This window comes from Nocardia sp. Marseille-Q1738, assembly GCF_965283145.1.
The window spans coordinates 738,674-758,480 of record NZ_CBDIMS010000002.1 but is presented as its reverse complement, the minus strand read 5'-3'; the positions used below and the strand labels follow the sequence as shown (position 1 = coordinate 758,480).

Below are 19,807 nucleotides of genomic sequence, written 5' to 3'. Positions count from 1 at the left end.
CCGCGGCGCTGTGGAGAACCACCCGGCCGCTCACTCGGGCAGCCGCAGGTCCGGCTTCTCCAGCTCCTCGATGTTGACGTCCTTGAAGGTGATGACCCGGACATGCTTGACGAAGCGGGCGGGGCGATACATGTCCCACACCCACGCGTCGCTCATCCGCACTTCGAAGTACACCTCGCCATCGGCGTTCTGCGGCCGCAGCTCCACGGAGTTGGCCAGGTAGAAGCGGCGCTCGGTCTCCACCACGTACGAAAACTGACCGACGATGTCCTTGTACTCGCGATACAGCGAGAGTTCCATCTCGGTTTCGTACTTCTCGAGGTCCTCGGCACTCATCGGGTGGGACGTCCTCCTTCTCGCCGCATCGCGTCGTGTGATGACATCATCGCGCATGCGCGGCGTCGGTAGCCACTCGGCCAGCCGTACGCACGTTCTGATACTGCTCGGACAGTGTCTCGTCCAGTTCGCCCGCCAGCACCGCGTCCGCTTCTTCGGCGTCGATCGCGACCGGCCGCAAGCCGGCGGCCTCGCGCACATTGCGCCATGAGCGGCGATGCTCGCTGCTCGGTCCCAGGCGGTGCAACGCGGCCGTGTGCTCGGGGGTGTTGTACCCCTTGTGCGCCGCGAACCCGTAGCCGGGGAACCGCTCGTCCAGTTCCACCATCATGCGGTCCCGGGTGACCTTCGCCAGGATGCTGGCTGCCGCGATGCAGGCCGCCGACCCGTCGCCGCCGATCACCGGCAGTGAAGGCACCGGGATGCCGGGCACCCGGAACCCGTCGGTGAGCACATAGCCGGGCTCCCGTCCGAGCCCGGCGACGGCGCGGCGCATTCCTTCGATATTCGCCACATGGATGCCGATCGAGTCGATCTCCCAGGCCGGGATGACGACGACCTTGTAGGCCAGCGCCAAGCGGGTGATCACCGGATACAGCTCCTCGCGGGTGGCCTCGGTGAGCTTCTTGGAATCGTCGAGACCGGCCAGCTTGTCATAGGCCTTCGGGGCGAGCAGGCACGCGGCCACCACGAGCGGCCCTGCGCAAGGACCGCGACCTGCCTCGTCCACCCCGGCTACCGGCCCCAGGCCACTGCGGATCAACGCCGCCTCGAGCGTGCGCAATCCCCCGGCCCTGCGCATGACCACGCGCGGCGGCCAACCGTTACCCACTGGCACTCGACCCTGCCCCACGATCCAATTATCCTGCGCGCCGGACGATCAGTTCGTCTGGGGATTCTCCGAGCGCACCGGTCCGATCCGGCCGGGCGGCCAGATCTTGAACACCGCCTTGCCCCGGATGTTGTCCACCGGGATGGTGCCCTGCAGTTCGTCGTTGATGTGCGCGCGGGAGTCGGCGGACTGGTTGCGGTTGTCGCCCATCACCCACAGATGTCCCTCGGGCACCTTCACGGGCTTGAACTCGCGACCGCCACCGGCGCCGTACGGCTGGCCGGGCACGTACGGAGCGAGATAGCGGGCGTACGGCTCGTCCAACGGCTTGCCGTCCACGATCACCCGACCCTGCGGGTCGCAGCACTGTACGGTCTGGCCGCCGACCGCGATCACCCGTTTCACCAGATCGTTCTCGTCCGGCGGCACCAGGCCGAAGAAGGAGAAGAAGTTCTGCACGCCACGAATGGCCGGGTTGTCCGAGCGGATCGACTTGTAGTGGGTGTTCCACGAGGGCGGGCCGACGAACACGACCACGTCACCCGGCTGCGGATCGCCCCAGTAGTAGCTGAGCTTCTGCACGTAGATGCGGTCACCGGTGCATCCGGCGCACCCGTGCAGCGTGGTCTCCATCGACTCCGACGGAATCACGTACGGCCTGCCGACGAAGGTGACCATCAGTGCGGCGATCACCGCGGCGATCACGATGAGAATCGGCAATTCCTGCCAGAACGGCCGCTGCTTCTTCTTCTGCCCGCGCCTGGCGCGACCTGCCCGCGTACCTTCGTCGCCCGATTCGGACACCGACACCGACCCACTTTCGTCTGCCACGCCGAACAGATTAGCCCGGCATCGAGGTGGACGTTCGATGCCGGGCTGAGGAAAATCCGTTGTGCCGAAAAGCTAACTCAGCGCTTTTCCTTGATCTTGGCGGCCTTACCGCGCAGCTCACGCAGGTAGTAGAGCTTGGCGCGGCGGACGTCACCGCGGGTCACGACATCGATGTGGTCGATGTTCGGGCTGTGCACCGGGAAGGTGCGCTCCACGCCGACACCGAACGACACCTTGCGGACCGTGAAGGTCTCGCGGATGCCACCACCCTGGCGGCGGATCACGACGCCCTTGAAGACCTGGATGCGCTCCTTCGAGCCTTCGATGACCTTCACATGCACGTTCAGCGTGTCGCCCGGCCGGAACTCGGGGACGTCGCTGCGCAGCGACTTTTCGTCGACGAAGTCAAGGGTGTTCATTTCCATCCTTCTGGTTTCGCGCGAACAGAGGACCCTGGCGGCACTTCGCGTGCTCGGCCGGTTCATGCTCCGAATTGGGGGGTGCGCCGGGTCGACAACCGCCCAGGGCAACCTGAGCATTGTGCCAGACCGGCGCGGCACGGAAGAAATCGGCCCGAGCGCCGCGCGTTGGGTTATTCCTTCACGCTACGCCGAGGGTGGCCTGCCTAGGCGGCGCGGCGGCGCAACAGTGTGAGCGGGCCGCCGGCTGGTCGCAGCGCCCAGGACGTGAGGCTCAGGCCCGCGAAGACGAGCGGGGAGACCCAGGTCTTCGGCTCGTCACCGACGGCCATGTGCGAGACGGCCGCACCGCCGTAGACGAAGGTCATCCCCGCGTAGGCCCACTCCTCCGCGCGAGGATTGCCGGGAACGACGATCGCGGCGACGGCGGCGGCCTTCGCAACGCCGAGCATCGTCGCGAAGTACTCCGGGTACCCGAGTCGATCGAAAACCTCACGGACATAAGGGATCCGGGCGAGATCCCAGTACGAACCGACCACCGATTCGGTGAGCAGGATCCCGGTGGCGCCGAGATACGCGAGGCGTGCGGCGCGGCTGTCCATGTTCATCGTCGTCTCCGTTCCTGGGCGCGGTGCGCGCCTCCTGTCTCCCTGACGTATGGCGGCGCGAGAAGGTAACGCGATCAGCTCCCGCAGTCACACCTGCACCGCGTATCTCGTCATCTCTGCGGACGACGCGGAGGAGGACATGTGGACGAGCACGACTATCTGGCCGAGCGGTTCGAAGCACAGCGCGGACACCTGACGGCGGTGGCCTACCGGATGCTCGGCTCGCTGACGGAGGCGGAGGACGCGGTGCAGGAGTCATGGCTGCGACTGGCTCGTACCGAGCCCGCTGCGATCGAAAATTTCGGCGGCTGGCTGACCACGACGGTCGGCCGGGTGTGTCTGGACACGCTGCGCGGGCGGAAGTCGCGCCGAGAGGAGTCGTTCGAGGCACGCCTGCCCGACCCCGTCGTACTGCTCGACGACGGCTGCGGCCCCGAACAGCAAGCGGTACTCGCGGATTCCGTCGGCATGGCGCTGCTGGTCGTGCTGGACTCGCTGAACCCGGCCGAGCGGGTCGCGTTCGTCCTGCACGACATGTTCGCCCTGCCGTTCGATCAGATCGCGCCGATCCTGGACCGATCACCGGCGGCGACGAAAATGCTCGCCAGTCGTGCCCGCCGCCGCGTGCGGGGCCACACGCTGCCCGGTGCCCCGGATCTGCCGCGGCAGCGCCGGGTGGTCGACGCGTTTCTGTCCGCGGCACGCGGCGGGAATTTCGACGCGCTCCTCGCCATCCTCGACCCCGAGGTCGTGCTCCGCGCCGACGCGGGTGAACTGCGCGTGCTCACCGGCGCGACGGCGGTGGCGGGCATGCTGGACACCTTCCACCGGTTCGCCACCACCTACGACGCGACGCCCGCACTGGTCAATGGCCATGCGGGCCTGCTGAATACGTTCGAGGGCGCCCCGAGGTCGATCATCGCGTTCACCGTCGCCGACGACCGGATCATCGCCCTCGATCTCCTCTCCGATCCCGACCGTCTCGCACGGCTGCCGCTGCCCGCCGTACCTAGCCGAGCCCGCCACGGCGGCCCAGGCCGTCAGTGATTCGACTCGCCGGAGATGGCGTCCTGTGCGGGCGGTGGACCCGGCGAGTTCAGCGCGCTGTGGTCGGCATGCCAGAGCGAGTGGTGGCGGTGCGGCGCCGGCGGCGCGGGAACCACCGTGCGGGTGAGTTCCGCCTCCGCCGCCGCGCGGGCGTGGTCGACGTCCGGTTTCCCGGCGACGAGGTCTTGGACGAAGATCTTGGCACGGATCACCGGACGGCGATATCGCCGTTCGCGGACGATGGCCCGGTACATCAGCCGTCTGCGATCGGCGTAACGCCAGCGCGCCCACGGCGCGCCCGGACGGCTGAGCCGCAACGCGCCGACGACCAGCAGCGGCAGGAAGAACATGCCGAACAGCCCGGTCCAGATCTTGCCTTTGGCGATGACGATCGCGGCCAGCGCCAGGTTCACCACCGCGAACACGACGACGAAGACGCGCACCTCGATGCTCGGATCGCGCCGGAAATCGTTGATGTCCAGCAACCACAGCGGATGGAAGCCGAGCAGCAGCAACCCGGTCACCGCCAGCGCGACGAACACCGCGTCGACCGACGTGCGGCCCTGTTCCTCCCAGTACACGTCGCGCAGGTAGAAGATCAGCGCGAACTCGTCGAGGACCAGCGCGGCGCCGACGCCGAAGGCCGCCGCGAGCATGCCGGCCGTCGCCATGTCCGCGCTCTGGTACATCGTGACCATGCCGATGCCGGACACGAGCACCAGGATCACCCCGAACACCATGTGATGGACGTGGGTGTCTCCGGCACGCAAGTTACCGGGCCACCAGCGCACCCGTGCCCGGATCAGCCGGACGCTGAGCCGGATGAACAGGAAGCCGACGATGAATCCGAGGAGGAAGCACAGCAACGGCAGCCGCCCTTGGGCGATCACGTCGTCGTGCAGCCACCGTCGCATGCCCGCCTACTCCCTCCCGTGCTGCACCGGGTTACTGGCCGAAACCCGCCCTGCGCAACGCGTCCGCCATCGCACCGCTCGGCGGGGGCGCAGTGCGGCGCTGGTTTCCTCCGCGCCCCTGTCCCTGGTTGCGGCCTTGGCTCTGCTGCCTGTTCTGGCCATTCTGCCGCTGCCGCTGCTCGCCGCCGGATCGGCCACCCTGGCCACGCTGTTTGTCGCCGCCTTTCCCTGGCACGCCGGGCTCGTCGTCGAGGCGCAGGGAAAGACCGATGCGCTGACGCGCCACGTCCACCTCGAGCACCTTCACTTTGACCACGTCGCCGGACTTGACCACCTCGCGCGGGTCCTTCACGAAGTTGTGCGACATGGCCGAGACGTGCACCAGACCGTCCTGATGCACGCCGACGTCGACGAACGCGCCGAACGCGGCCACGTTCGTCACCACACCCTCGAGCACCATGCCCGGCTTCAGGTCGGCGACCTTTTCCACGCCCGCGGCGAACTCCGCGGTCTTGAACTCCGGACGCGGGTCGCGGCCCGGCTTCTCCAGCTCCGCGATGATGTCGGTGACGGTCGGGACACCGAACCGCTCGTCGGTGAAATCATCGGCGCGCAGCGCACGCAGCGCCGAGGTGTTGCCGATGATCTCCGCGACACCACGGCCGGTCGATTCGAGGATGCGCCGCACCACCGGGTACGCCTCGGGGTGCACCGCGGAGGTGTCGAGTGGATCGTCACCGCCGCGGATGCGCAGGAAGCCCGCGCACTGCTCGAACGCCTTCGGGCCCAGGCGCGGCACGTCGAGCAGGGCGGTCCTGCTGCGGAACGGGCCGTTCTGGTCCCGATGCGCGACAATGCTTTCCGCCACCGATCCGGCGATACCGGACACCCGCGACAGCAGCGGCACCGAGGCCGTGTTCACGTCGACGCCGACCGCGTTCACCGCGTCCTCGACGACCGCGCCCAGCGAGCGGGCCAGCAGCGATTCGGACACGTCGTGCTGGTACTGGCCGACTCCGATGGACTTCGGGTCGATCTTCACCAGTTCGGCCAGCGGGTCCTGCAGCCGCCGCGCGATCGACACCGCGCCGCGCAGCGAGACGTCCAGATCGGGCAGCTCCTGGGAGGCGTAGGCCGAGGCGGAGTACACCGAGGCGCCCGCTTCGGATACCACGATCTTGGTCGGCTTGTTCTCCGGGATGCGCGAGATCAGTTCGGCGGCAAGAGCGTCGGTCTCCCGTGACGCGGTGCCGTTGCCGATCGCGATGAGCTCGACGCCGAACCGGGCGACCAGCGCACCCAGCACCGCCAGCGACTTCTCGGTCTGGCCCTGCGGCTTGTGCGGGTAGATCACCTCGGTGGCGACCACCTTGCCGGTGGCGTCGACCACCGCGACCTTCACGCCGGTGCGGTAGCCGGGGTCGAGGCCCATGGTCGTGCGGGTGCCGGCGGGGGCGGCGAGCAGCAGGTCGCGCAGGTTCGCGGCGAACACGTCGACCGCGTCCTTCTCCGCGGCCTGGCGCAGCCGCATCCTGGTGTCGATGCCGAGGCTGACCTGCAGTTTGGTGCGCCACGCCCAGCGCACGGTGTCCAGCAGCCAGGAGTCGGCGGGACGGCCCCGGTCCGCGATGCCGAAGCGGGCGGCGATGCGGCCCTCGTAGACGGTGCGCTGACCCGGCTCCGGCTCCTCGGTGTCCGGCTCCAGGTGCAGGGTGAGCACCTCTTCCTTCTCGCCGCGCAGCAGCGCCAGGATGCGATGGGAAGGCAACTTGTCGAACGGCTCGCTGAAGTCGAAGTAGTCGGCGAACTTCGCGCCCGGCTCCTCCTTGCCCGCACGCACGGACGATTTGACCTGCCCGCGGTTCCACATCAGCTCGCGCAGTTCGCCGACCAGGTCGGCGTCCTCGGCGAAGCGCTCGACCAGGATGGCGCGCGCCCCGTCGAGCTGCTCGGCGCTGTACTGCGCCGGATCGGTGTCCGGGTCGTTGATCAGCGCGTCGGCCACCGGCTCGTGCCCCGCCTCGCGCGCGATCTGCGCCTTGGTGCGCCGCTTCGGCTTGTAGGGCAGGTAGATGTCCTCGAGCCGGGCTTTGGTCTCGGCGAGCAGGATCTGCTGGTGCAGCGCGTCGTCGAGTTTGCCCTGGCCGCGGATCGATTCGATGATCGAGGCCCTGCGCTCGTCGAGTTCGCGCAGGTAGTGCAGGCGCTCGTCGAGCTGGCGCAGCTGGGCGTCGTCCAGACCGCCGGTGACCTCCTTGCGGTAACGCGCGATGAACGGCACCGTCGAGCCCGCGTCGAGCAGCTCGACGGCGGCGCGCACCTGGGTCTCGCGCACCGCGAGCTCCTCGGCGATCCGACGGGTCACGCTGGCTCTGCTCACGTTGTCGGAACGCGGCGGCACGGGAGGAACCATCGTGTTGGACTCTGCACTGGCAGTCTCAGGCGCTGTCGTCACGCCCGAGACACTAGCTGTTCCGCCTCTCCGAGTCTTCAGGCTGTCCCGCCACGCTCCCCCGCCCCTCCGGGTCTTCAGGCCGTACCAGTCAGGTGACGAGTGATTTGCGTTCAGGTCCTGCGTTGGGCGTCGCTGGGGTTCTGGGGGTACCCGATGAGTTACCCATGTTCTCTCGAAATCACTGGTTGCGTGTCGAATCCGACGTGCGCTCCGCTGCTGATACGAGGATCGTCCTGGCGATTTCGCGCATCTCGGCCTTGCGGATCTTGCCGGTGACCGTCATCGGGAACTCTTCGACCACATGCACATAGCGCGGGATTTTGAAGTGCGCCAGCTTGCCGGTGCAGAACTCGCGCAGTGCCGCCGCGTCCAACGGCGTTGCGCCCTCGCGCATCCGGACCCACGCCATCAGCTCCTCGCCGTACTTCGGGTCCGGCACGCCGATCACCTGGGCATCGAGGATGTCGGGGTGGGTGTAGAGGAATTCTTCGATCTCGCGCGGATAGATGTTCTCGCCGCCGCGGATGACCATGTCCTTGATCCGGCCCGTGATGGTCAGGTATCCGTCGTGGTCCATCACGCCGATGTCGCCGGTGTGCATCCAACGGGCGGCGTCGATCGCTTCGGCGGTCCGGTCGGGGTCGTCCCAGTAGCCGAGCATCACCGAGTAGCCGCGGGTGCACAGCTCGCCGGGTTCGCCGCGCGGCACCGTGAGACCCGTTGCCGGATCGACGATCTTGACCTCCAGGTGCGGGCCGACCCGGCCGACCGTCGCGGTGCGCCGGTCGATGCTGTCGTCGCGGCGAGTCTGGGTCGAGACCGGCGAGGTCTCCGTCATGCCGTAACAGATGCACACCTCGCGCATGCCCATCCGGTCGATCACCCGCTTCATCACCTCCACCGGGCAGGGGGAACCCGCCATGATGCCGGTGCGCAAGGTGGACAGATCCGGGGTGGCCGAATCCAGTTCGGCGAGCATATCGATGAACATCGTCGGCACGCCGTACAACGAGGTGCAGCGCTCGGCCTCGACCGCGGCCAATGTCGCCCCGGGATCGAACGAGGGCGCCGGGATCACTATGGCCGCGCCGTGACTCGTGCTCGCCAGGTTGCCCATCACCATGCCGAAACAGTGATAGAACGGCACCGGGACACAGATCCGGTCCTGTTCGGTGTACCCGCACAGCTCGCCGACGAAATAGCCGTTGTTCAGGATGTTGTGGTGGCTGAGCGTGGCGCCCTTCGGGAAGCCCGTAGTGCCGGAGGTGTACTGGATGTTGATCGGGTCGTCGGTCGACAGCAGCGCGGCCAGCGCGGTGAGCCGGTCGGCGTCGATCACGGTGCGGGTCAGCGCGTCCCACTCGGGTGTGCCCAGCACGAGCACCTGCTCCAGAACCGCACAGTTCGGGCGCACCTGCTCGATCATCGCGACGTAGTCGGAGGATTTGAACCGCTCGGCGGCGACGAGCATCCGCACGCCCGCCTGACGGAGCACGTACTCCAGCTCGCTGGTGCGGTAGGCCGGGTTGATGTTGACCAGGATCGCGCCGATCCGCGCCGTGGCGAACTGCACGAGAAACCATTCCGCGCAGTTCGGTGCCCAGATGCCGACCCGGTCACCCTTACCGATGCCGCGGTCGGCAAGGCCGCAGGCCAGGGCGTCGACCGCCGCACCGAGTTCGCGGTAGGTCCAGCGGCGCCCGGACGGACGGTCCACCAGCGCTTCCCGCTCCGGGAACGCCGCGACGGTGCGAGCGAGGTTACCGCCGATGGTGTCGCCGAGCAGCGGGACATCGGAAACGCCGGAAGCGTAGCTGGGCAGCGACAGCTCGTGCGACGACATCACCGAATTCCTCCCTGCCGCAGCACGAACCGCTGCACCTTGCCACTGGGCGTCTTCGGCAGGCTCGGTACGAAGTGCACTCTGCGTGGGTAGGCGTGCGCGGCGAATTTCCGCTTCACCAGGCTCTGCAGTTCGGACTTCAACTCGGGGGTACCCTCGGCGCCGTCGCGCAGCACGACGAACGCCTCCAGCACCTCACCGCGCAGGTCGTCCGGCATGCCGACCACGGCAGCCTCGGCAACCTGCTCGTGCAGCACCAGGACGCTCTCGACTTCGAACGGGCCGATGCGATAGCCCGCCATGATGATCACGTCGTCGTCGCGGGCGGAGAAGCGGAAGAAACCGTTCGTGTCCTGGGAGCCCGCATCACCGGTCAGGTACCAGCGGCCGTCGGCGGTGTAGCGCTGCGCGGTGCGTTCCGGCGCGTCGAGGTAGCCGAGGAACCACAGCAGCGGACTGTGCGCGGTGTCGATGGCGACCCGGCCCAATGCGCCTGCGGGAGCGATGGTGTCGGCGTCTTCGGCGAGGACCGCGCAGGACCAGCCCGGCAACGTGCGACCCATCGAGCCCGCGGGAGTCTCGGTGTCGAGGTCTTCGTGCCAGGCATTGCAGATGACCATGCCGTGTTCGGTCTGGCCGTAGTGGTCGCGCACCGCGACGCCCAGGTACTCCGTCGACCAGGCGACGACCTCGGGCTTCAGCGGCTCACCCGCCGAGGAGGCGCGGCGCAACCGGGAGTGCACCGGCGGCGCGTCGCTTTCGGCGCGCAGTGCGCGATACACCGTGGGTGCCGCGGCGAAATTCGTGACGCCGAAGGTCTCCAGCACCTGCCAGGTCAGCGGAGCGGAGAAGCCCGCATGCAGCAGGATGCTGCGAATGCCGGTGGCCAGTGGGCCGAGGATGGCGTAGTAGAGGCCGTAGGCCCAGCCCGGGTCGGCGGCGTTCCAGAACACGTCGTCGGGCCGGACGTCCAGCGCGAACTCCTGGTAGGCGTGGAAAGAGGCGAGCGCGCGCAGCGGAATCGGGACGCCTTTGGGCGTGCCGGTGGTGCCGCTGGTGAACAGCTGGACGAGCAGGCCGTCGCCGCCGACCGCGACCGGGCGAGCTTGCGGGTGAGTCGCCGAATGGGTGTCGCACAGATCGGCCATTCGCAGCGCCCCAGCAGGGATTTCGGTGCCCGACACGATCAGTCGCCAGGGCGCGTCCGCGGGCAGATCCGGACCGGGCGCCAGCTTCGGCGCCTGATCGGAGTCGGCGACGACGACGGAAACCTTGGCGGCGTCCAGCCGCAACGCGATGGCGGGCGGCGCGAACGCGGTGAACAGCGGGACGTGTACCGCGCCGCGGCGCCAGATGCCGAGCAGCGCGACCACCAGATCCGCCGACTTCGCCATCAACGTGGCGACCCGGTCACCGGGCTCGACGCCGAGCCCGGCGAGCGCGGCGGCGAATCGTGCCGAGCGTTCGCGCAGCTCGCCATAGGTGAGGTCGGTCGAGGACAGGTCCGCCTCGACGATCGTGAAGGCGACCCGGTCGGCCGGGTGCCGATCACACAGCAGGTCCGCCGCCGATGCGTCAGCGCGGTCGTAACAGTCCAGCAGTTCACGCACCCGCTGATTCGGATCGGTGCCCATCTTCGGTTCTCCTCTATGTGTGATCCAGCACTACCCGGGTGTGCAATAGGATGTGGGTCACATCCCGCTGGCCACTACCCCCGAAAAGGGGTGTCCCTTGACCCACACCGCGCTGCTGCGTCCACGCGACGCCGACGCATTACGCGCCGAGATCCGCTGGGTGGCAAGCACCGCGGGCGTGCCGGTGGCCTTCGGCGGCGAAGTGCACGGCGACGCCCTGCTGCTGTCGGAGTTCGTGGGCACGCTCACCAACGGACTGCGCGGGCTGGCTGTCGTGCGCACCTCGGGGCTCGGCGGCCGGGTGATGGATTCGGGGCGGCCCGCCGCGGTAACGGACTACCGCACCGCGTCCTCGATCACCCACGACTACGACGGGCCGGTCTCCGGCGAAGGCATCCGGTCCGTGCTCGCCGTCCCGGTGGTCGTGGACCAGCGCTCCCGCGCGGTGCTCTACGCCGCCACCCGGGGCGCGGCTCCGCTGGGTGATCGAACCGCGGATCTCGTCGTGCAAGCCGGTCGCCGCCTGGCTACCGAGATCGCCATTCGCGACGAGGTCGACCGCCGACTGCGGATGCTGGAGTTGGCCACGCCGTCGGTCGGTACGGCACCGGCCGTCACCGAGGAACTCCGCGATATCCACGCCGAACTCCGCGGCATGGCGCGCTCCGCCGAGGACGACCGGTTGCGCGGGCGCCTGCACGCGGTGTGCGAGCGGCTCACCCGCGTCCTGGTCGGCGAACCGCGCCCCGACAGTCCGCGACTGTCCCGCCGTGAACTCGACGTGTTGTCCCAGATCGCCCTGGGTTGCACGAATCAGGAAGCGGCACAACGCCTCTCGCTCGGCCCGGAAACCGTGAAGAGCTATCTGCGCAACGCGATGGTCAAACTCGACGCCCATTCCCGGCACGAGGCGGTGGTGGCGGCGCGGCGCCACGGGCTGTTGCCCTGAGGATCGGGCAGTCGGGCCACGCAGGCTCGTGCAATCGATCGTGCGGAGCTTTCAGCAACACCTGCACGGGTAGCCGGTGCCTACGACTGGGGTCCGGACTCCCTGTCCTGGTCGGCGAGCAGGTCCGGGCGGCGTTCGCGGGTGCGGGCGAGGGATTGCTCGCGGCGCCAGGCGGCCACCTTCGCGTGGTCACCGGAGAGCAGGATCGGCGGAACCTCGAGTCCGCGCCAGGAGACGGGACGGGTGTAGCTGGGGCCTTCGAGCAGACCGTCGGAGAACGAATCCTCTTGGTGGGACTGCTGATTGCCGAGCACGCCGGGCAGCAGCCGGACCACGGCCTCGGTCATCACCAGCACCGCCGCCTCGCCGCCGATCAGCACGTAGTCGCCGATGCTGACCTCCTCCACGCGCACCCGGCGGGCGGCGTCGTCGAAGACGCGCTGGTCGATGCCCTCGTAGCGACCGCAGGCGAAGACCAGGTGCTGCTCGGCGGCCCAGCGGTGCGCGGTGGCCTGGGTGAACGGCACGCCGGCCGGCGTGGGGACGACGAGCAGCGCGTCGTCGGGGCAGACCTCGTCGAGCGCGTCACCCCAGACGGTCGGCTTCATGACCATGCCGGGCCCGCCGCCGTAGGGTGCGTCGTCGACCGACTTGTGCACGTCGTGCGTCCAACGGCGCAGATCGTGCACCGACAGGGCGATCAGCCCCTTGTCGATCGCCTTGCCGAGCAGCGCCGTGCGCAGCGGCTCCAGATACTCGGGGAAGATCGTGACGACGTCGATTTTCATGCCTGTCTCCTGTCGCCGCAGCCACGAGCCGGGCGGGCGCCGCGCGATCGGATCTTCCAGCGCCTCATTCCGGGTCGAGCAGGCCCTCGGGCGGATCGATGACGATCACACCGTCGGCGAGCGACACGGTGGGCACGATCGCGGTGACGAACGGGATGAGGATCTCCCGGCCGTCGTCGGCGGCATGCACCGCGAGCAGCTCGCCCGCCGCGGAATGCAGCACCTCGCGGACGGACCCCACCACGGTCTCGTCGGTGAGCCGGACCTCCAGCCCCTCCAGCTCGTAGTCGTAGAACTCGTCCGGATCCTCCGACGGCGGCAGATCCGCGCTGTCGACCATGAGCAGCATGCCGCGCAGCGCGTCCGCCGCGGAGCGGTCGGCGACGCCCGCGAGAAACACCAAGAGCCGGCCCGAGTGCTCCCGGGCCGACTCCACGGTGTAGTCGCGGACCTCGTCGGTGCGCGGCAGTCGACCGCGCAACGTGGCGCCGGGCGTGAAACGCGCCTCGGGCTCGTCGGTACGCACCTCGACGACAAGTTCGCCGCGCACTCCGTGCGCCTTGGCGACCCGTCCGACGACGAGTTCCATCTACTGGTCGGTGTCGACCACGTCGACCCGGATGCCCCGGCCGCCGATACCGGCGACCAGGGTGCGCAGCGCGGTCGCGGTGCGTCCGCCGCGACCGATCACTTTACCCAGGTCATCGGGGTGAACGTGCACCTCGACCGTGCGTCCGCGGCGGCCGGTGATCAGCTCGACGCGAACGTCGTCGGGGTTGGCGACGATGCCGCGCACCAGGTGCTCGACGGCATCGGCGACTACGGCACTCACTGCTCCATCACCTCGATACGCGACTCCCCCGCCGTCGGGGCCGGTCTATCGACGGCTCGAGACGGGTACAGAGTGGACGGGTAATGCCGACTCATTACTCGGCGGCCTCGGCGGCGTCAGCGCCCTGTTCGGCGTCCTTCTTGGCCTTCTTCTTCGGGGTGACCGCCTCGGCGACCGGCTCGTTGTCGGCGGCGGCCAGCGCGGCGTTGAACAGGTCCAGCTTCGACGGCTTCGCCGGCTTGACCTTCAGGGTGCCCTCGGCGCCGTCGATGCCCTTGAACTTCTGCCAGTCACCGGTGATCTTCAGCAGCTGGAGGACCGGCTCGGTCGGCTGCGCGCCGACACCCAGCCAGTACTGCACGCGCTCGGAGTCGATCTGGATGAGCGAGGGCTCTTCCTTCGGGTGGTACTTGCCGATGGACTCGATGGCCCGGCCGTCCCGGCGGGTGCGGGCGTCCGCGACGACGACGCGGTACTGCGGGTTGCGGATCTTGCCCATGCGGGTGAGCTTGATGCGAACAGCCACTGCTGATCTGCCTTTCGTTGGTTGGTCACGACGCAATTCGGCGACCCGCATGGTCTGCGAGCCCGGTTTTGCGCTTTCGAGTGTGTGACCGCCGCGCGGTACGTAACCGGAGACGGGCTGACACTTGTCCCGAAGGACGGTGGTCCATTGTGCCAGACGGCACGGTCGCGCCAGAAATCGCGTTCCGGTGTTCACACCTCGCGGCCCACACGCCATAACCAGGCATGGGAATCTTCCGTCGCAAGCGCAGGCGCAGGGACAGCAGCAGCCGCGAGATCACGGCCGAACTCGGCGAGCCGGCGCTGACCGAGTACGTGGTGCCCGGGGTGTTCCGTGTGCTGCGCGCCCTGGTTTCAGGTCTCTTCAGCGCCTTCAACTGACTATCGACGGCGATACCTCAGCAGCACCACGCCGGAGCGGAACGGCCGGGTCTCGACCAGCCGCAGTACCGGGAGCCGGGGTGCGCCCGCGAACAGCCGCTCACCCGTGCCCAGCACCACCGGGGTAGACGAACAGGCGGTACTCGTCTACCAAGTCGGCGGCGATCGTTGCACCACTCTCAGTGCAGACGTGAGCCACCGCTGGAACTCATCGCTCGGGACCGGATGTGCACCGATTCGGCACCGTGATGTGCGAATACACAACGGCACGAAAGTGATTCGCCGAGGCGTCGCTGACGAGGCTATCCGGGGGCCGTGGCGGTCAGGGCGCGGGTGGGCACCCAGGGCCCGCCCCACCACATCCGCCACCCGAGGGTGCGGTGGGTGAGCCCGGTCGCGCCGCTCCCGGCCAGGGTGGCGCGGTATTGCCGGGTGTCGCCGATATCGACGATGACCAGCTTGCCGCCTGGGCGCAGGACACGGCAGGCCTCGCGGACGGCGTCGGCGCGGCCCTGCGCGGTTCTGATGGTGTGAATCGCCAGGCTGGACACGACGACGTCGAACGCGCCGTCCGGGAACGGCATCCGGGTCATGTCGCCCGTGCGCAGTTCGATGCGATCGGCGACGTTCTCGGCGAGCGCGTTCTGCTCGGCGGTGGCCGGAGTGTTGCCGCAGTGATCGGCGGAGCACCACAGGTCCAGGCCGACGGCGCGCCCCGCGGGTAGCCGCCGCGCGGCCGCGAGCAGCACCGCGCCGCGCCCGCAGCCCATGTCCAGAAGTTGTTCGTCGCCGCGGAGTTCGAGGTCGTCGAGCAGACCGGCCCAGACCCGGAACTTACCCCGGAGGGTCGCGTGCAGGAACAGCCCGAACTGCGCGGCGAGCACGATGCCGATCAGCAGGAGCAGCAGGCTCGGACGCGGCTGCTGGAACAGCGCCACCACCAGTGCGGCGGCGAGATAGCCGACCGCGAGAACTCCCAGCAACAGCAGCACCGACGGCGCGTCGACACCGTACGACGCTCGCCACGGAGGGGCTATCATCGGCCGATTGTATCCGGCGGCAACGGCATTCACGTCGGGTTCGCGCTTGTCAGGCCACCAGCGGCGCCAGGGTGCGTCCGACGAGTTCGACCGCGCCCGGCTCGTGTCCCTGGAAGACCATGTTGACGATCAGACCATCGACGCCGTGGTCGAGAACGCGGGTCTGCAGCTGCTCGGCAACCTCGTCCGGCGTTCCGACGAACTGGCGGTCGGCCGGAGTCTGCTTTCGCTCGGACTCCGACAGCGTCGTCAGGTCGATACCCATGCGGCTCAAGTAATCCCGCTGTTGCTTGCGGACCAGGTCGCCGTCTTCGTCCACCATCAGGAAGCACAGGTAGCTGGTCTCCAACGTCGCGGGGTCGCGGCCGACCTCGGCGCAGCGTCCGCGCAGAACCTCGAGCTTGTGCGGCAGCTCGGACGCGTTGCAGATGAGGTTGAGGTGGTCGGCGAAACGGGCGGCCAGGCGGAAGGTCTTCTTCTCGCCGCTGCCGCCGAGCAGGATCGGCACGTCGTCGCGCACGCGCGGCTCGTTCATCGCGTTCTCGACCTGGTACCACTTGCCGTCGAAGGTGGGCCGCTGGCCGGCCAGCATCGGCTGGATGATCTGCAGCGCCTCCTCGAGCCGTTCGAAGCGGGTCGTGAAAGTGCCGAAGTCGTAGCCGAAGGATCGGTGCTCGAGCTCGAACCAGCCCGCGCCGATGCCGAGCACCGCGCGGCCGCCGCTGACCACGTCGAGCGTGGTGACGGTCTTGGCGAGCAGGGCGGGATTGCGGTAGGTGTTGCCGGTGACCAGGGCCGACAACTGGATTCGCTCCGTCGCCGTGGCGAGGCCGCCGAGGGCGGTGTATGCCTCGAGCATCGGCTCGTCGGGCGTGCCGATGCCGGGCAGCTGATAGAAGTGGTCCATCACGAAGACCGTGTCGAAACCGGCGGCTTCGGCCTCCCTGGCCTGCGCGATGACCGTGGGGAACAGTTCGCGCACCGACTTGCCGTAGCTGAAGTTGGGCATTTGATAACCGAGGCGAATGGTCACGGAATTCGACATTACGCCTGTTTCGGAAACGAACGGGTGAGCCGCGAGTGACGAATTACCGATGACCGGTGACCGGACCGCGCCCGCCGTATACGCGCCCGCGCAGTACGACGGCGTACGGCGCGGTGAGCGCTTCCGGATGGGTGCGCGGGTCCTGCTGGTAGACAACGAAATCCGCGGACGCGCCGGGCTCGATGCCCGGCCGGCCGAGCCAGCCGCGGGCATCCCAGGAGGCCGCGCCGAGCGCGTCGTGCCGGGACAGGCCCGCGGCGCCGAGCGCGGCGATCTCGTCGGCGATGCGCCCGTGGCGGATGGAACCGCCGGCGTCGGTGCCCGCGAAGATCGGCACGCCCGCCTCGCGCGCGGCGGCCACCGTGCCGCGCACCCTGCGGTGCAGGTCGCGCATGTGCGCGGCGTAGACGGGGAATTTGCCCGCGCTGTCGGCGATCTCGGGGAAGGTGTCGATATTGACCAAGGTGGGGACCAAGGCGGTGCCGTGCTCGACCATCATCTCGATGGTGTCGTCGGTGAGGCCGGTGCCGTGTTCCAGGCAGTCGATGCCCGCGTCGATCAAGCCGGGCAGCGCGTCCTCGCCGAAGACGTGGGCGGTGACGCGGGCGCCATTGGCGTGTGCGGCGTCGATGGCCTCCTTCAGGATCTGGTCGCTCCACAGCGGGCGCAGGTCACCCACGGAACGGTCGATCCAATCGCCGACGATCTTCACCCAGCCGTCGCCGAAGCGAGCCTGTTCGGCGACGATCTCCGGCAGGTCGCGTTCGTCGTCGAGTTCGATGCCGAGCTCGCGGATGTAGCGCTTCGGCCGGGCGATATGGCGGCCGGCGCGGATAATGCGCGGCAGTTCGTCGTGGTCGTCGATGAACCGGGTGTCGATCGGCGAACCCGCGTCGCGCAGCAGCAGCGCGCCGGCCTCCCGTTCGATCTCGGCCTGCGCGACGGCGCCCGCCCGGTCCTCATGGCCTCCGCCGTACCGGATACCGACATGGCAGTGCGCGTCGACGAGTCCGGGCACGATCCACCCGCTGCCGCATAGCGTTTCGGCCCCGGGAACGGGCTCGAAGGACACCAGCCCGTCCCGCACCCAGAGATCGCGCACCTCGTCGTCGGGGAGAACCACTCCTCGCAGATGCACAGCAACCTCCTGGACGTCGTCGGCTGTCTCCAACCTACTGTCCTCGTCCCCGGACGGTCACCGGTGCCGGGAATCGGACCACGACAGGACGCGCCTGCTGATCAGTCGTCTACGAGTCCGGCGTCGAACGTCCGTGGGTGGCCGTAATCGCAGACCGACGGCTACTTCTTGGGGAACTTGAGTTTGGAGATGTCGAAGCCGTCCAGACCGGGAGGCAGCTGGTCGAGCCCGGCGGGCATGTTGGACAGGTCGGGCATCCCCGCGGGCATCCCGGGCATCCCGGGCATCCCGGGCATGCCGCCCATCCCCGGGAATCCGCCACGCACCTTCGGCGGGGTCGGGCCGCGGCCGCCCTTCTTGCCTTTCTTGCCCTTCTTCGCGCCGCCGCGGCGAGAGCCGGGCAGCCCCATCTGGCGGCCCATCATCGCCATCATCTTCTTGGCCTCGAAGAAGCGGTCGACGAGCTGGTTGACCTCGGAGACCTGGACGCCGGAGCCGTTGGCGATGCGCAGGCGGCGAGACGCGTTGATGATCTTCGGGTTGTCCCGTTCGGCCGGGGTCATGCCGCGGATGATCGCCTGCACACGGTCGAGTTGCTTGTCGTCGACCTGGGCGAGTACGTCTTTCATCTGCCCCGCGCCGGGCAGCATGCCGAGCAGGTTGCCGATCGGGCCCATCTTGCGGATGGCCAGCATCTGGTCGAGGAAGTCCTCGAGGGTGAGCTCGCCGCTGCCGATCTTGCGGGCGGCCTCCTCGGCCTGCTTGGCGTCGTAGACCTGCTCGGCCTGCTCGATCAGGGTGAGCACGTCACCCATGCCGAGGATGCGGCTGGCCATGCGGTCGGGATGGAAGACGTCGAAGTCCTCCAGCTTCTCACCGGTGGAGGCGAACAGGATGGGAACGCCGGTGACCTCGCGAACGCTGAGCGCCGCGCCACCGCGGGCGTCGCCGTCGAGCTTGGTGAGCACCACGCCGGTGAAGCCGACGCCGTCGCGGAACGCCTCGGCCGTGGTGACCGCGTCCTGACCGATCATCGCGTCGAGCACGAACAGGGTCTCGTCCGGTTGCACGGCGTCGCGGATGCCCGCGGCCTGCCGCATCAGCTCTTCGTCGATACCGAGGCGGCCCGCGGTGTCGACGATGACGACGTCGTACTGCTTCTGCCGCGCTTCCTCGACACCGCCGCTCGCCACGTTCACCGGGTCGGCGGCCGAGATGCCCAGCGGGTTCTCGCCACCACCGACGGAGGTGCCGGGGTGCGGCGCGTAGACCGGCACGCCGGCGCGCTCGCCGACCACTTGCAGCTGGGTGACCGCGCCGGGACGCTGCAGGTCACAGGCCACCAGGAGCGGCTGATGCCCTTGTCCCTTCAACAGCTTCGCCAGCTTGCCCGCGAGCGTGGTCTTACCGGAACCCTGCAGACCGGCGAGCATGACCACCGTCGGCGGATTCTTGGCCAGGTGCAGCCGTCTGGTCTCGCCACCGAGGATGCCGACGAGCTCCTCGTTGACGATCTTCACGACCTGCTGGGCCGGGTTCAGCGCAGCGGAGACCTCCGCGCCCTTGGCGCGCTCCTTGATCCGGCCGATGAAACCGCGCACCACGGGCAGCGCGACGTCGGCCTCGAGCAGGGCGAGGCGGATCTCGCGGCAGGTGGCGTCGATGTCGGCCGGTGACAGACGCCCCTTACCACGCAGATCCTTGAGGGCACCGGTAAGCCGGTCGGACAGGGATTCGAACACCGATCGCGCTCCTGATCTCGGGGGACGTCACATTCTCTCCCAGGGTAATGGGATCGCCCGCGGGATGGCGCAGGCGGTGCGTCCTTCGGGGCGCGGCGGGCCCGCTAGTCGAGCACGCGACGGCGCGGTTTGGGCGTGGTGCGGTAGTCGTGGTTCTCCTCGGTGACCATGAACACCGCCTCGTTGGCGGTCAGCCCGAGCTCGAGGGCCAGGTCGTCGAGGAGGGCCCACTCCGCCGTGCTCGGGATGGGCGAGGTGGCGACCGTGGACGCGATCGTCATCGCGGTCACCGCCTGCCGCCCGGTCAAGGTGCGACCGGGGAGCCAGGAGACCACCCAGCGGTCGCCGCCGACGCAGCGCGCCATATGCGTGGTCTCGTCACTAGTCATTGTCGACGCCGAAACGACTTCAATTGCCACCGACCTGCTCCCCTCGTGCTCGCGATAGC

General features: G+C 68.7%; 21 protein-coding genes. 3 read left to right on the top strand and 18 right to left on the bottom strand.

The features are described 5' to 3' along the window. Window positions 1-30: 30 nt before the first annotated feature. The 5 genes from ACWPXK_RS11860 to ACWPXK_RS11840 form a co-directional block, all read right to left on the bottom strand. Window positions 31-336: a DUF2469 domain-containing protein gene (locus ACWPXK_RS11860; protein WP_011210678.1), complete on the bottom strand. Its 306-nt coding sequence runs from the start codon at window positions 334-336 to the stop codon at window positions 31-33. A 46-nt stretch (window positions 337-382) separates the two neighbouring features. Then, a complete protein-coding gene (locus ACWPXK_RS11855; RefSeq protein ID WP_454196429.1) occupies window positions 383-1,138 on the bottom strand; it encodes a ribonuclease HII in 756 nt (251 codons plus the stop codon). Between the two features lie 78 nt (window positions 1,139-1,216). Further along, window positions 1,217-1,999 (bottom strand): signal peptidase I, encoded by a 783-nt coding sequence (lepB, locus tag ACWPXK_RS11850; RefSeq protein ID WP_454196099.1) that lies wholly within the window; start codon window positions 1,997-1,999, stop codon window positions 1,217-1,219. A gap of 77 nt (window positions 2,000-2,076) precedes the next feature. Beyond that, window positions 2,077-2,418, bottom strand: coding sequence for a 50S ribosomal protein L19 (gene rplS / locus ACWPXK_RS11845; RefSeq protein WP_040780792.1), 342 nt, complete (start codon window positions 2,416-2,418; stop codon window positions 2,077-2,079). Window positions 2,419-2,624: 206 nt separating this feature from the next. Next, complete coding sequence (locus ACWPXK_RS11840) at window positions 2,625-3,026, bottom strand: DoxX family protein (protein ID WP_454196098.1); 402 nt, start codon at window positions 3,024-3,026, stop codon at window positions 2,625-2,627. Window positions 3,027-3,167: 141 nt separating this feature from the next. Between ACWPXK_RS11840 and ACWPXK_RS11835 the strand changes: the two genes are divergently transcribed. Further along, a complete protein-coding gene (locus ACWPXK_RS11835) occupies window positions 3,168-4,073 on the top strand; it encodes a sigma-70 family RNA polymerase sigma factor (protein WP_454196097.1) in 906 nt (301 codons plus the stop codon). Here the strand turns inward: ACWPXK_RS11835 and ACWPXK_RS11830 are convergent. From ACWPXK_RS11830 to ACWPXK_RS11815, 4 genes are all read right to left on the bottom strand, one after another. Continuing rightward, window positions 4,067-4,987, bottom strand: coding sequence for a hypothetical protein (locus ACWPXK_RS11830; RefSeq protein ID WP_454196096.1), 921 nt, complete (start codon window positions 4,985-4,987; stop codon window positions 4,067-4,069). The two genes, ACWPXK_RS11835 and ACWPXK_RS11830, sit on opposite strands and share 7 nt — an antisense overlap. A gap of 31 nt (window positions 4,988-5,018) precedes the next feature. Further along, complete coding sequence (locus ACWPXK_RS11825; RefSeq protein ID WP_454196095.1) at window positions 5,019-7,400, bottom strand: Tex family protein; 2,382 nt, start codon at window positions 7,398-7,400, stop codon at window positions 5,019-5,021. 220 nt (window positions 7,401-7,620) lie between these two features. After that, window positions 7,621-9,285, bottom strand: a complete 1,665-nt coding sequence (locus ACWPXK_RS11820) for an AMP-binding protein (RefSeq protein WP_454196094.1) — start codon at window positions 9,283-9,285, stop codon at window positions 7,621-7,623. After that, window positions 9,285-10,919: an AMP-binding protein gene (locus ACWPXK_RS11815; protein ID WP_454196093.1), complete on the bottom strand. Its 1,635-nt coding sequence runs from the start codon at window positions 10,917-10,919 to the stop codon at window positions 9,285-9,287. The genes ACWPXK_RS11820 and ACWPXK_RS11815 overlap by 1 nt, the downstream gene beginning before the upstream one ends. Window positions 10,920-11,016: 97 nt before the next feature. Here ACWPXK_RS11815 and ACWPXK_RS11810 point away from each other — a divergent pair, with 97 nt between their 5' ends. Beyond that, on the top strand, window positions 11,017-11,868 hold the full coding sequence (locus ACWPXK_RS11810) for a LuxR C-terminal-related transcriptional regulator (protein ID WP_454196092.1): 852 nt from the start codon (window positions 11,017-11,019) through the stop codon (window positions 11,866-11,868). An 80-nt stretch (window positions 11,869-11,948) separates the two neighbouring features. Here the strand turns inward: ACWPXK_RS11810 and trmD are convergent, their stop codons facing one another. The 4 genes from trmD to rpsP form a co-directional block, all read right to left on the bottom strand. Further along, window positions 11,949-12,656, bottom strand: a complete 708-nt coding sequence (gene trmD, locus ACWPXK_RS11805; protein WP_454196091.1) for a tRNA (guanosine(37)-N1)-methyltransferase TrmD — start codon at window positions 12,654-12,656, stop codon at window positions 11,949-11,951. 64 nt (window positions 12,657-12,720) lie between these two features. Continuing rightward, window positions 12,721-13,245, bottom strand: coding sequence for a ribosome maturation factor RimM (gene rimM, locus ACWPXK_RS11800; protein WP_454196090.1), 525 nt, complete (start codon window positions 13,243-13,245; stop codon window positions 12,721-12,723). Beyond that, complete coding sequence (locus ACWPXK_RS11795; RefSeq protein ID WP_011210690.1) at window positions 13,246-13,488, bottom strand: RNA-binding protein; 243 nt, start codon at window positions 13,486-13,488, stop codon at window positions 13,246-13,248. Window positions 13,489-13,582: 94 nt separating this feature from the next. Continuing rightward, complete coding sequence (gene rpsP / locus ACWPXK_RS11790) at window positions 13,583-14,014, bottom strand: 30S ribosomal protein S16 (protein ID WP_454196089.1); 432 nt, start codon at window positions 14,012-14,014, stop codon at window positions 13,583-13,585. A 224-nt stretch (window positions 14,015-14,238) separates the two neighbouring features. Here rpsP and ACWPXK_RS11785 point away from each other — a divergent pair, with 224 nt between their 5' ends. Then, window positions 14,239-14,394 carry a hypothetical protein gene (locus tag ACWPXK_RS11785; protein ID WP_454196088.1) on the top strand — a complete coding sequence of 52 codons (156 nt, stop codon included), beginning with the start codon at window positions 14,239-14,241 and terminating at the stop codon, window positions 14,392-14,394. A 302-nt stretch (window positions 14,395-14,696) separates the two neighbouring features. On the opposite strand, the gene ACWPXK_RS11780 is transcribed toward ACWPXK_RS11785, so the two are convergent. The 5 genes from ACWPXK_RS11780 to ACWPXK_RS11760 all read right to left on the bottom strand — a co-directional run bounded on the left by ACWPXK_RS11780 (window position 14,697) and on the right by ACWPXK_RS11760 (window position 19,748). Beyond that, entirely contained in the window at window positions 14,697-15,434 is a 738-nt protein-coding gene (locus tag ACWPXK_RS11780; protein ID WP_454196087.1) for a class I SAM-dependent methyltransferase, read from the bottom strand. A gap of 49 nt (window positions 15,435-15,483) precedes the next feature. After that, on the bottom strand, window positions 15,484-16,467 hold the full coding sequence (locus ACWPXK_RS11775) for an LLM class F420-dependent oxidoreductase (protein ID WP_454196086.1): 984 nt from the start codon (window positions 16,465-16,467) through the stop codon (window positions 15,484-15,486). A 55-nt stretch (window positions 16,468-16,522) separates the two neighbouring features. Then, the gene (locus ACWPXK_RS11770) at window positions 16,523-17,617 is read right to left on the bottom strand and encodes an amidohydrolase family protein (RefSeq protein WP_454196085.1); all 1,095 of its coding nucleotides are present in this window, start codon (window positions 17,615-17,617) and stop codon (window positions 16,523-16,525) included. A gap of 161 nt (window positions 17,618-17,778) precedes the next feature. Beyond that, window positions 17,779-19,359 (bottom strand): signal recognition particle protein, encoded by a 1,581-nt coding sequence (gene ffh, locus ACWPXK_RS11765; protein ID WP_454196084.1) that lies wholly within the window; start codon window positions 19,357-19,359, stop codon window positions 17,779-17,781. Between the two features lie 104 nt (window positions 19,360-19,463). Then, entirely contained in the window at window positions 19,464-19,748 is a 285-nt protein-coding gene (locus ACWPXK_RS11760) for a hypothetical protein (RefSeq protein WP_454196083.1), read from the bottom strand. Window positions 19,749-19,807: the final 59 nt, after the last annotated feature.

Bases quoted from the DNA above. Each gene is read 5' to 3' on its own strand.
- ACWPXK_RS11860 (WP_011210678.1), bottom strand. From the start codon at position 336: ATGAGTGCCGAGGACCTCGAGAAGTACGAAACCGAGATGGAACTCTCG.
- ACWPXK_RS11855 (WP_454196429.1), bottom strand. From the start codon at position 1,138: ATGCGCAGGGCCGGGGGATTGCGCACGCTCGAGGCGGCGTTGATCCGC.
- rplS (WP_040780792.1), bottom strand. From the start codon at position 2,418: ATGAACACCCTTGACTTCGTCGACGAAAAGTCGCTGCGCAGCGACGTC.
- ACWPXK_RS11840 (WP_454196098.1), bottom strand. From the start codon at position 3,026: ATGAACATGGACAGCCGCGCCGCACGCCTCGCGTATCTCGGCGCCACC.
- ACWPXK_RS11830 (WP_454196096.1), bottom strand. From the start codon at position 4,987: ATGCGACGGTGGCTGCACGACGACGTGATCGCCCAAGGGCGGCTGCCG.
- ACWPXK_RS11825 (WP_454196095.1), bottom strand. From the start codon at position 7,400: ATGGTTCCTCCCGTGCCGCCGCGTTCCGACAACGTGAGCAGAGCCAGC.
- ACWPXK_RS11820 (WP_454196094.1), bottom strand. From the start codon at position 9,285: ATGTCGTCGCACGAGCTGTCGCTGCCCAGCTACGCTTCCGGCGTTTCC.
- ACWPXK_RS11815 (WP_454196093.1), bottom strand. From the start codon at position 10,919: ATGGGCACCGATCCGAATCAGCGGGTGCGTGAACTGCTGGACTGTTAC.
- trmD (WP_454196091.1), bottom strand. From the start codon at position 12,656: ATGAAAATCGACGTCGTCACGATCTTCCCCGAGTATCTGGAGCCGCTG.
- rimM (WP_454196090.1), bottom strand. From the start codon at position 13,245: ATGGAACTCGTCGTCGGACGGGTCGCCAAGGCGCACGGAGTGCGCGGC.
- ACWPXK_RS11785 (WP_454196088.1), top strand. From the start codon at position 14,239: ATGGGAATCTTCCGTCGCAAGCGCAGGCGCAGGGACAGCAGCAGCCGC.
- ACWPXK_RS11780 (WP_454196087.1), bottom strand. From the start codon at position 15,434: ATGATAGCCCCTCCGTGGCGAGCGTCGTACGGTGTCGACGCGCCGTCG.
- ACWPXK_RS11760 (WP_454196083.1), bottom strand. From the start codon at position 19,748: ATGACTAGTGACGAGACCACGCATATGGCGCGCTGCGTCGGCGGCGAC.